Source organism: Amycolatopsis sp. NPDC059021 (assembly GCF_042739895.1).
Taxonomy (GTDB): Bacteria; Actinomycetota; Actinomycetes; order Mycobacteriales; family Pseudonocardiaceae; genus Amycolatopsis.
This window is the reverse complement of the sequence record NZ_JBHYIQ010000004.1, coordinates 170,143-180,637: the sequence shown is the minus strand read 5'-3', so window position 1 is coordinate 180,637 and position 10,495 is coordinate 170,143. Positions and strand designations below refer to the sequence as shown.

Genomic DNA, 10,495 nt, shown 5'->3' with positions numbered 1-10,495 from the left:
GCCCCCAATTCACCCCACATTGGGGGCCCCGTTTACCCGGGTAACCCCCCCCCCGTGGGGGGTCGTGTTGTGCCTCGATGGCAACATCCACCGCGTTGAGCGCTGTGAAGGAGGCCTTCACGGAAGTCGGCGGACTCGGGATGCGACACCGGGCGATGTGGCATTCACGGACCTGCTCAGACGAGTTCCGCGGCGGTCTTCAGGCGGGCCAGCGTGGCGGCGATGTTGGCCCGGTTCGCCTCGGCCCGGCGCCACACCCCGGTCGCGGTCGACGTCGGCAGCTTGAGCCAGCCGGGACGGCGCTCCCAGGTGCTCTCGGTGACGACACAGCGATCGGCCGATTCCTGCTCGATGTCGTACTGCCAGCGCGAAATCGGCAGGCCGAGGAACGTCACGTCGAAGGCGAAGCGCTTCCCGGGATCGGCGTCGGTGATGGTCGCGATCGTGCTCCAGCGGCGCGGGCCACGGCGATTGCTCCCGCGGAAGCGCGCTCCGACGGCCGCCGAGGAAGCCCCGCCCAACCAGCTGTGCCCGCTGTACTCCTCGGCCAGACCGGCGAGCTTGCCGGGGTCGCTGACCAGGTCGTAGACCCGGTCCGGGGACGCGCCGATCTCGATCCGGCCGGTCGCGGTGGGTTCCGCCATTGGAGCACCTCCATACCGTGGGTATGGGCACATACTGACAGTACGGAGGTTAGTTGTCACGCCTCAGCATGCGGCTGACGCCGGCGGCGACGGTCGACGCGAGGATCCAGCCCGACGCGGTGAACCCGGCCGCGACCCATTTGTCGACGCCGTGCATGTACCAGCGCGACTTGTTGCCGAAGTCGACGATCGGCACGAGCAGGTCGGCGGTGTAGATGACCGGGTTCCACTGGATCCCGGTGTCCTGGTTGTTGACCACGCAGCGCGAGCCCTTCGCGAGGACCTGCGTGGTGGGATCGGACGACCGCTCGTTGACGCAGGAATCCGTACCGAAACCGAACCAGAGGCTGCCGAGCACGAGCAGCGTCAGCAGCCACCCGAGCGCGCGCACCGGCCGGTAGCCGTACCCGACCATCGAGCGCTGCAGCCAGCTCCACAACCGCACGCCGGGGCCGAACACCTTGAAACCGCGGGCCAGCGCCTCGTACCGGAACTGCTGTTTGCGCAACGCCACCGTGGACGCGTGTTCCTCGTTTCCGGACGCGCGCAGCATCGCGGCGAGCTGGTCGTACGGTCCGGGCCGGTACCCGCCCATCGCCTTGCGCAGCAACGCGATCCGGTGATCGAGCGCCTTGTCGTCGTCGAGCGCGATCTTCTTCTTCAGCGCGTCGTACCGGAAATCCTCCAGCTCGATGCCGCCGGTCGCGTCCCACAGCTCCTCGTTGTCGGCGAGCGTCCCGCAGTGCGCGCGGCGCAGCACCAGCCGCCCGACCGGCGGTTCCTTGGGCGCCAACGTGAATTCGTCGGCGGTGACGTCGCTGGCGTCCAGCGCGATGCCGTACTCGGGCAGGGAACCCAGCTGGGCCCCGCTGAGGTCGACGCGCCGGGCGATCTGGGCGCCGTCGAGGTTGACCCCGCCCTCGGCGAGGAACTGGCGGTCCTTGTCCTCGGTGAGCATGAGGTCGCGGCCGATCCGCGCGGTGCGGACGTCGAGGGAAAAGCTGCTGGTGGAGCGCTTTCCCGGCTCGGAAAGCCGGGTGCCGAACAGATTGACGCTGCCGCCGACCTCGACACCCTGCAGCCGCAACGTCCCTTCCAAGGTCGCGTCGGTGAGCTGCAGGTTCCCGGCGATCTTCGCGCGGCGGGCGGAGAACACGTCCCGGTCGGGATGCAGCAGCATCGAGTTCCAGGCCAGCAGGTTCCCGCCGACCGTGATGTCCGACAGCCGCAGTTGGCCGCTCGGCACCCGCAGGCTGGTCGCCTCGATGTCACCGCCGATCGTCGAGCCGTCGAGGTGCAGCGCCCGGTCGTAGAACGGCGCGTGCTCACCACGTTTGACCGTGATCTCCGCACCCGCCAGCCGCAGCGAACCACCGATACGCGCGTTGACCATCCGCAGCGTGCCGACCGCCTGGAGACCGTCGCTCAGCTCGAGGTTCCCGTCCACCTTCAGCCGGTCGGCGACGAACGCGGGCCGCGGATCGAGGTAGGGATCGTTGGACTTCCAGGCGTCCACCACGATCGGGCCGGTCTGGTTGGCCACCAGCCGCGCCTCGCGGAACACGATGTCACTGTCCACAGTGGCGCTTGGCAGGTAGAGAATTCCGTTGGCGGAGAAGCGTTGCCGCTGACTCGGCGGACCGTAGTTGTCGACCTCGCAGAGCAGGCTGCCGCCGATGTGCAGGCCGTTCCCGTTGAGCGCGAAGCCGTCCTTGTTGTTCAGCGTCGCGCCGGAGAAGTTGACGTTACCGCCTGCCCGCAGGCCGGGGATGCGGACCTCGCCGTGCGCCACCATGCGATATGCCAGCAGCGCGCCGGTGACGACGAGCCGGTCCGCCTGGATCGCCTTGCCGCGCGGATGCGAGATGGTCGTGCGGGTCAGCACGACCGACCCCTCGATGACGGCGTCGGTCAGGTTGACCGCGGCGTTCGGCTTGCCGCGTTCCCGGTCGTCGCCGCGCTGGATGGTGGTCTCGTCGAGCTCGTTGTCGTCGTCCTCGACCTCGACGACGCTGCGGATCAGCCGGACGTCGTTGCGGCTGCGCATGTTGCGGGCCTTGAGTCCGGGCAACCAGCATTTGCGGAACACCAGGCCGAGCAGGTTCGCCTCGCGCACGTCCGGCGGATGCTCGAACCGGCACCGCTCGAACCGGAACAGGAAGTTGAGGTTGGCCGCGCGCAGATCGAACGTGCCGGTGATGTAGGCGTCCTCGACCTGCACGATCGGCGCGTTCGTGGCCTGGCGGCGCCAGCGCAGGAGCCCACCGGTGCCGGGCTTGAGCAGATCGGCCGCCTTGACCTCGTACCGCTTGTCGGGAACACCGGCGAACGGATCCAACGGCGCGAGCAGGTTGTCCGTCGACATCCCCCAAACCCCCTCCCGAGCAAGAGCATCCCTGCGGCCACGCCGGGACCTGCCCCCGTACACCGCTCTTGCTCAAGGTAGCGAAGCCGAACGGTACTCGCAGGCGAACCGCGATCAGAGGGCACAAATAACCTCGAACCCAGGATCTGATCCCCACAGACTGTTCACCATACGCAACTATCAGTAATACTCAAGCACGACACGCGAGTTGAGCACAGCGCAAAAAGTGCTCCGCTGCGATCGTCGACCACAGCGGAGCACTGAAATTCAAAAGAACATCTACGAATCGTCAACCGTCACCGGTCGACAAACGTGTAAAACCAGCGTCCGTTATCCATCTGAGTACACTGAATAATAATCTCATAGTACCGCTGGAAGTCTCTAGAATCGTAATGACAACTCTGGTAATCACTGAAAGTCCTGCTGCAGCCGGCAGGCCGAGGACACCCACCGCCACCCGCCACGCCGGTGCCATTTGACGCGTTCGCCGCCTCGGCGCCCACGACAGACACCACGCTGAGTGCCGCCAACCCCACGGCACCAGCCGTAATTCTTCTCACCCAGTCCCGCACAGAAATCCTCCCTCTTTGACGACTTACCGAACACAATCGGTTGATCACATACAGTTGATCACGTCGTCAACCCGGGAAGTACCCCGAACCGGAGTATTTCCTGGCGGAAAATTGCTCCGGCCCGAGGATTGCATCGGGACAAGCGGCAGGTTAAGCATTGGGGCTAAGTACCCGCGCCAGGAACGATTTGGTCCGTTCGTGTTGCGGGTTCCCGATGACCTGCTCCGGCGGCCCCTTTTCGACGACGACGCCGTCGTCCATGAACAGCACCGTGTCGGCCACCTCGCGCGCGAACTGCATCTCGTGCGTCACGACGACCATCGTCATGCCGTCCTGCGCAAGCTGCTTCATCACGCCGAGCACGTCACCGACGAGTTCCGGGTCGAGTGCCGACGTCGGCTCGTCGAACAGCATCAGCTTGGGCTGCATCGCCAGCGCCCGCGCGATCGCGACCCGCTGCTGCTGTCCACCGGACAACTGGCCGGGGTAGTTGAACGCCTTGTCGGCGAGCCCGACCCGCTCCAGCAGGTCCAGCGCCCGCTGCCGGGCCTGCGCCTTCGGCTCGCGCCGGACCTGGACCGGCGCCTCCATGACGTTCTCCACCGCGGTCATGTGCGGGAACAGGTTGAAGCGCTGGAACACCATGCCGATGTCCTTGCGCTGCAACGCGATTTCCTTCTCGCGCAGCTCGTGCAGCTTGTCACCACGCTGTTTGTAGCCGACCAGCACACCGTCGACGTAGAGCCGCCCGGCGTCGATCTTCTCCAGGTGGTTGATGCAGCGCAGCAACGTCGACTTGCCCGAACCGGACGGGCCGATCAGGCACAGCACCTCGCGTTCGTGCACCTCGAGGTCGATGCCCTTGAGCACGTCGACCTTGCCGAAGCTCTTGCAGATCCGCTGCGCGGAAACGACCGGAGTCGTCATACCGTCGCACCTCCCTGTCCGCCGCCACCCTGGCCGGACCGGAAACCAAGCATCCGGGCCCCCCACCTCGTCCGTTCCGCGACGTCTCTCGATGTCCCGCGGGCGAAGTACTTTTCGAGGAAGTACTGGCCCACCGTCAACACCGACGTGAGGAAGAGATACCAGAGCGCCGCGACGATCAGCAGCGGCACGGTCTTCAGGTTCTGCGAGTAGATCGTCTGCGCGGCGACCATCAGCTCGAAGTACCCGATGACCACGACCAGCGACGTCGTCTTGAGCATCGAGATCGTCTCGTTCCCGGTGGGCGGGATGATGACGCGCATCGCCTGCGGCAGGATGATCCGCCGCAACGTCGTCGTCCGCTTCATACCGAGCGCGCTGGAGGCTTCGAGCTGCCCGCTGTCTACGGACTGGATACCGCCACGCACGATCTCCGCCATGTACGCCGCTTCGTTGAGCCCGAGCCCGAGCAGCGACGCGGTGAACTGGTTGATCAGCGTGTTGGTGTCCCAGCTGAAGAAGGTCGGGCCAAACGGGATGCCCAGCCCGATCCGGGAGTAGGCCAGCGCGAGGAAGTTCCAGATCACCAGCTGGGTGAGCACCGGCGTCCCGCGGAACAGCCAGACGTACACGGCGGCCGCGCCGGACATCAGCGGGTTCGGCGACAGCCGCATCACCGCGAGCAGGATCCCGCCGACGATGCCGATGGCCATCGCCACCACGGTCAGGATCAGGGTGTTCTGCAGGCCCTGCAGGATCCGGTAGTCGAAGAGGTACTCACCGACAATCGGCCAATGGAGTGCGTCATTCGTGACCACACTGCGGACCACGATGAACGCGAGGAAGAGGATGATCACCCCGGCGACCCAGCGGCCGTAGTGGCGTACCGGGACAGCGCGGATGGGCTCGGCGTCGAGCGGCGCCTCCTGCTTCGGAGACGCCGCTTCGGGGTTCTGCGACACGAGAACTACGTCCTAACTAGGCGTGTCAGGAGGCGGACGGGTTGATCTCCGACTTCTTCAGCACACCGACCGGGTTCAGCTTCCACTTGTCGATGAGCTTCTGCAGCGTGCCGTCGTCCATCAGCTTCTGCACGGCACCCTGCACGGCCTTGCCGTAGTCGCCGCTGTTCTTCTTCAGCACGATCCCGTAGGGCAGGCTGTCGTACGGGTCGCCGACGCGCTCCATCTGCCCGTTGGTCTGCGTGATGGCGTAGTCGATGACCGGCGAGTCGGCCAGCTCGCCCTGCACGCGCTTCGCGTTCAGCGCCAGGTTCACATCGGTCTGGGCCTGCAGCTGCGTCACATTGATCGGGGGCTTGCCCGCGTCTGTGCACTTCTTGGTCCGCGCATCCAGGTCCTCGACCTGGGTGGTGCCCTTCTGTACCGCGATGTTCTTGCCGCACAGATCATCGACACTCAGTTTGTCCGGGTTGCCCTTGAGCACACCCAGCGATGTACCGGCCTTGTAGTAGGAGACCATGTCGACGGTCTGCAGCCGCTCGGGCTTGATGGTGAACGACGAGATCGCCATCTCGTACTTACTGGCCTCGACGCCGGGGATGATCCCGGAGAAGTCGGAGTTCTGGAACTCGGTCTGCAGGCCGAGCACCTGGCCGACCGCGGTGCCGAGGTCGACGTCGAAGCCGACGGGCTTGCCGTTCTCGACGAACTCGTTCGGCGGATAGCTCTGGTCCTGTCCGAAAAGGATCTTGCCGTCGGCCTTCACGCTGTCCGGCACGAGCGCGGCCAGCTTGTCGTCCTTGGCGGCCGGCTTGATCTCCGTGGCCGCGCCGGGCGCGCCGCTGCTCTTCGCGGCGTCGGGCGCACCGCTTCCGCCCGCACCGCACGCCATGGTCAGGCCGACCAATGCGAACGCCGGGAGCAGCGCGAACGCCTTCACTTGGGGTCCTCGGGCCACGTCGTTACTCCTCGTAGTCTCAAGCTGTCGAGTGCTCGCATACTGCCACTCATCGGAGGTGTAGCACAGCACCGGGACGTTACGGCGCCGTTTCGCCGGACCGGGTTCTGACTGTCGGTATCGCGCCAGATGGGGAGCGTGAGCGAGGATGACGACCATGACCAGTAACCCGGTGCCCCGCCTGCCTCCCGCCGGACGACGCGCGCGACCCGCGCAGCGACGACGGACCTCGCGGCCGGGTGCGCAGTTCGACGGCTATCTCGCGCCGCAGCGGCCGCACGCGGACGCCTACGACGAGATGTTCGCCGCCGACGGCACGGTCCGCGGGCCGTACCGGGCGTTGTACCAGTCGATCGCGGCGCTGGATGCCAACGACCTGACCGCCCGTTCGGCCGCGCTGGACCGGGCGATGGTCGACCAGGGCATCACGTTCTCCCTGTCCGGGCAGGAGCGGCCGTTCCCGCTCGACCTGGTGCCACGTGTAATCCCTTCGGCCGAATGGAGCAAGCTCGAACGCGGGGTGGCGCAACGGGTACGAGCGCTGGAGGCGTTCCTCGCCGACGTCTACGGCGACCGCCAGATCCTGCGGGACGGCGTGCTGCCGCGCCGGCTGATCACCTCGTGCGAGCACTTCCACCGCGAGGCGTACGGCATCAACCCGCCCAACGGCGTCCGCCTCCATGTGTCCGGTGTGGACCTGGTGCGGGACGAGGAAGGCACGTTCCGGGTACTGGAGGACAACCTCCGCAACCCGTCCGGGGTGTCGTACGTGATGGAGAACCGCCGCACGATGGCGCGGGTGTTCCCGGACCTGTTCGCCCAGCACCGGGTGCGCCCGGTCGGCGACTACGCGTCACATCTGCTGCGGGCGCTGCGCGCGGCGGCGGCGTCCAATGTGGCCGATCCGACGGTCGTGGTGCTGACGCCGGGCGTCTACAACTCGGCCTACTTCGAGCATTCCCTGCTGGCGCGGCTGATGGGCGTCGAGCTGGTCGAAGGCCGCGACATGTTCTGCCGGGACAACGTCGTCTACCTGCGCACCACCGAGGGCGAGAAGCAGGTCGACGTGATCTACCGGCGCATCGACGACGAGTTCCTCGATCCGGTGCACTACCGGCCCGATTCCGTGCTCGGCGTGGCCGGAATCCTCAACGCGGCGCGGGCGGGCAACGTCGTGGTGGCGAACGCGATCGGCAACGGCGTCGGTGACGACAAGCTCGTCTACACCTACGTGCCCGAGATGGTGAAGTATTACCTGAACGAGAAGCCGCTGCTGCCCAATGTGGACACTTTCCGCTGCTGGCTGCCGGACGAGTTCGACCATGTCATGTCCCATTTGGACGAACTGGTGATCAAACCGGTCGAAGGTTCCGGCGGGTACGGGATCGTGTTCGGCCCGGAGGCGACGGCCGCCGAACTGGCCACGCTGCGGCGCAAGGTCAAGGCGAACCGCCGCGGCTGGATCGCCCAGCCGGTGGTCCAGTTGTCCACCGTACCGTCCAAAGTGGAGGACAGGCTCGCGCCACGGCACGTCGACCTGCGGCCGTTCGCGGTCAACGACGGCAAGGAAATCTTCGTGTTGCCGGGCGGGCTGACCAGGGTCGCGCTGCCGGAGGGCAGCCTGGTGGTCAACTCCTCGCAGGGCGGCGGCTCCAAGGACACCTGGGTACTCGCGGCCCGGTCGTCCACCGCCGAGCGGGAACTGGACCGGCCCGCACTCGGCGAGGTGTCGTCTGTGGACGGCCGGGTCGCCGAGCAGGGCCCCGAACTGTCCACCTCTCAGCAGCAACAGCAGCAACAGCAGAACTAGGGAGGTTCGTAGTGCTGGCACGCAACGCGGAGTCGCTGTACTGGATCGGCCGGTACGTCGAACGCGCCGACGACACCTCCCGGATCCTCAACGTCTCGGTGCACCAGCTGCTCGAGGACGCGACCGTGGATCCGGACCACGCGAGCCGCCAGCTGCTGACGGTACTCGGCATCCCGGCCGCCGAGGTCGAGTCGCTGGACGTGTGGAAGCTGACCGAACTGGTCGCCTACGCGAAGGACAACCCGGCGTCGATCGTCGGCTCGATCAACTCCGCGCGGGAAAACACTCGGGGCGCTCGCGAGGTCGTCTCGACCGAGTTGTGGGAATGCCTGAACGCGACGTGGAACGCGGTTCCGGACCGGCAGCGGTACGCGCGCCGCGCCGGGCCACACGCCTTTCTGTCCTTTGTGGAGGAACGGGCGGCGATGTTCGCCGGGCTCGCCGACTCGACGATGAGCCGCGACGACGGCTGGCTGTTCATGGTGCTCGGCCGCTCGATCGAACGCGCGGACATGATCGTCCGGCTGCTGCTCTCGCGGGTTTCCGATCGCGCGTCCTCGCCGGGCTGGATCACCGTGCTGCGCTCGGCCGGCGCGCAGGACACCTACCTGCGCACCTACCGGGGCGCGCTGGACGCCGGACGCGTCGTGCAGTTCCTGATGCGGGACACCCTGTTCCCGCGTTCGGTGTTCCATGCGCTGCGCCAGGCCGAAGACTGTCTGCAACGGCTCGACCCCGGCGGCGGCGCGCGTCACAACGAGCAGTCGGAGGCGCTGCGCGAACTCGGCCGGGCACGCAGCGAGCTGGAGTTCCTGCGGCCGTCGGACCTGCTGGATGACCTGCCCCGGCGGCTCGGCTCCCTTCAGACGTCCATAAAGGACATCGGCGAATCGGTTTCGATGCAGTACTTCCACACGTCACCGTGGGTGGCCTGGAGCGGTGCGGAGGTTTCGCTGTGACGTGGCAGCTTCGGGTGGCGCACCGGACGGGCTACCGGTACGCGACGCCCGCGACCCAGTCGTACAACGAGGCCCGGCTTACCCCGCGTTCGGACCGGCGCCAGACCACGGTCGCGACGCGCATCGAGACGACGCCGGCCACGCGTGCCTACCGGTACACGGATTACTGGGGCACGGTGGTCACGTCGTTCGACCTGCACGCACCGCACACGGAGTTCACCGTGCTCGCGACGTCGGTCGTCGAGACCGCCGACGAGGCCGAACCGATCCGCACGGCCACGTGGAAGGAGCTGCACAGCGACACCGTCGTCGACCATCGAACCGAGTACCTGACGCCGACGCCATACGCCCCACGCGATCCCGAACTGTCCAAAGTGGCCCGTGAGCTGCGCAAGGGACTGGACCCGGCGGACGCGGTGCTTTCGGTGTGCGAGTGGGTCAACAAGCAGCTGAAGTACCAGCCGGGGACGACCGGGGTGCACAGCACGGCGACGGACGCGTGGCGGGCACGCGAAGGCGTGTGTCAGGATTTCGCGCACGTCACGCTGGTGATGCTGCGGGCGATCGGAATCCCCGCGCGGTACGTGTCGGGCTACCTCCACACGAAGCCGGAGGCGAAGCTGGGCGAGGTCGTCGCCGGGGAAAGCCACGCGTGGGTGGACGTCTGGACCGGCGGCTGGTGGGCCTACGACCCGACGAACGCGATCGCCGTCGGCCCCCGGCACGTCTGGGTCGCGACCGGCCGCGACTACGCCGACGTGGCGCCGTTGAAAGGAATCTTCACCGGTGGCGGCCAGTCCACATTGGACGTTTCAGTGGAACTGACCCGATTGGCCTGAGTTATTTGCACTGTTGCACAGTCCGCAACGCCGGGTGTCCTCGGGCAGACGATGTTGACGTGTGAACCCTCCACAGGTTGTGCCGGGTAGTCAGTAATTTATGTTTGCCAGCAGGAGCAACCCGGTCCTCAGCTCGCCCGTCTGGACAGGCAAAGAGCAAAAACCTTTCACGAGGGGGAAAACCACCATGAACAAGCGCCTGCTCGCCCTGGTTCCGGCCGCCGTCGCCGGCGGTGTCCTGCTGCTGTCGTCCTGCGGCTCCAACGCCGCGCCCGCCAACACTCCTGCGCCCACCATCACCGCCGCCGCGGCCAAGACCGACCCGAGTGCCGCTCCCGGCTCCGCGAACTCCGGTGTTGGGGCCGCGCCCGCCGGCCCCCCCCCCCCCCCCCAACCCCCCCCCCCCCCGGCCCCCCCCCCCCAAGCCGGCCCCCAAACCGGGGGCTTATAAACCAAAAC

At 66.9% G+C, this 10,495-nt stretch carries 8 protein-coding genes; 3 read left to right on the top strand and 5 right to left on the bottom strand.

What is annotated here, in order from left to right; genetic code table 11:
* Nucleotides 1-176: 176 nt before the first annotated feature.
* From ACFWX1_RS03625 to ACFWX1_RS03605, 5 genes are all read right to left on the bottom strand, one after another.
* Nucleotides 177-644 (bottom strand): SRPBCC family protein, encoded by a 468-nt coding sequence (locus ACFWX1_RS03625; protein ID WP_378383414.1) that lies wholly within the window; start codon nt 642-644, stop codon nt 177-179.
* Nucleotides 645-693: 49 nt separating this feature from the next.
* Entirely contained in the window at nt 694-3,009 is a 2,316-nt protein-coding gene (locus ACFWX1_RS03620; protein WP_378383412.1) for an oxidoreductase, read from the bottom strand.
* Between the two features lie 722 nt (nt 3,010-3,731).
* The gene (locus ACFWX1_RS03615; protein ID WP_378383410.1) at nt 3,732-4,508 is read right to left on the bottom strand and encodes an amino acid ABC transporter ATP-binding protein; all 777 of its coding nucleotides are present in this window, start codon (nt 4,506-4,508) and stop codon (nt 3,732-3,734) included.
* Complete coding sequence (locus tag ACFWX1_RS03610; RefSeq protein ID WP_378383409.1) at nt 4,505-5,470, bottom strand: amino acid ABC transporter permease; 966 nt, start codon at nt 5,468-5,470, stop codon at nt 4,505-4,507. The genes ACFWX1_RS03615 and ACFWX1_RS03610 overlap by 4 nt, the downstream gene beginning before the upstream one ends.
* A 25-nt stretch (nt 5,471-5,495) precedes the next feature.
* On the bottom strand, nt 5,496-6,428 hold the full coding sequence (locus ACFWX1_RS03605) for an ABC transporter substrate-binding protein (protein ID WP_378383407.1): 933 nt from the start codon (nt 6,426-6,428) through the stop codon (nt 5,496-5,498).
* Between the two features lie 148 nt (nt 6,429-6,576).
* Here ACFWX1_RS03605 and ACFWX1_RS03600 point away from each other — a divergent pair, with 148 nt between their 5' ends.
* The 3 genes from ACFWX1_RS03600 to ACFWX1_RS03590 are packed head-to-tail and all read left to right on the top strand — an operon-like array spanning nt 6,577 to nt 10,036.
* A complete protein-coding gene (locus tag ACFWX1_RS03600; RefSeq protein ID WP_378383405.1) occupies nt 6,577-8,238 on the top strand; it encodes a circularly permuted type 2 ATP-grasp protein in 1,662 nt (553 codons plus the stop codon).
* 11 nt (nt 8,239-8,249) lie between these two features.
* Entirely contained in the window at nt 8,250-9,197 is a 948-nt protein-coding gene (locus ACFWX1_RS03595; protein ID WP_378383404.1) for an alpha-E domain-containing protein, read from the top strand.
* The gene (locus ACFWX1_RS03590; RefSeq protein WP_378383402.1) at nt 9,194-10,036 is read left to right on the top strand and encodes a transglutaminase domain-containing protein; all 843 of its coding nucleotides are present in this window, start codon (nt 9,194-9,196) and stop codon (nt 10,034-10,036) included. Before ACFWX1_RS03595 ends, ACFWX1_RS03590 begins: the two co-directional genes overlap by 4 nt.
* The last annotated feature ends 459 nt before the right edge of the window (nt 10,037-10,495 follow it).

Coding starts and splice junctions, on each gene's coding strand:
- ACFWX1_RS03625 (WP_378383414.1), bottom strand. CDS start 644: ATGGCGGAACCCACCGCGACCGGCCGGATCGAGATCGGCGCGTCCCCG.
- ACFWX1_RS03620 (WP_378383412.1), bottom strand. CDS start 3,009: ATGTCGACGGACAACCTGCTCGCGCCGTTGGATCCGTTCGCCGGTGTT.
- ACFWX1_RS03615 (WP_378383410.1), bottom strand. CDS start 4,508: ATGACGACTCCGGTCGTTTCCGCGCAGCGGATCTGCAAGAGCTTCGGC.
- ACFWX1_RS03600 (WP_378383405.1), top strand. CDS start 6,577: ATGACGACCATGACCAGTAACCCGGTGCCCCGCCTGCCTCCCGCCGGA.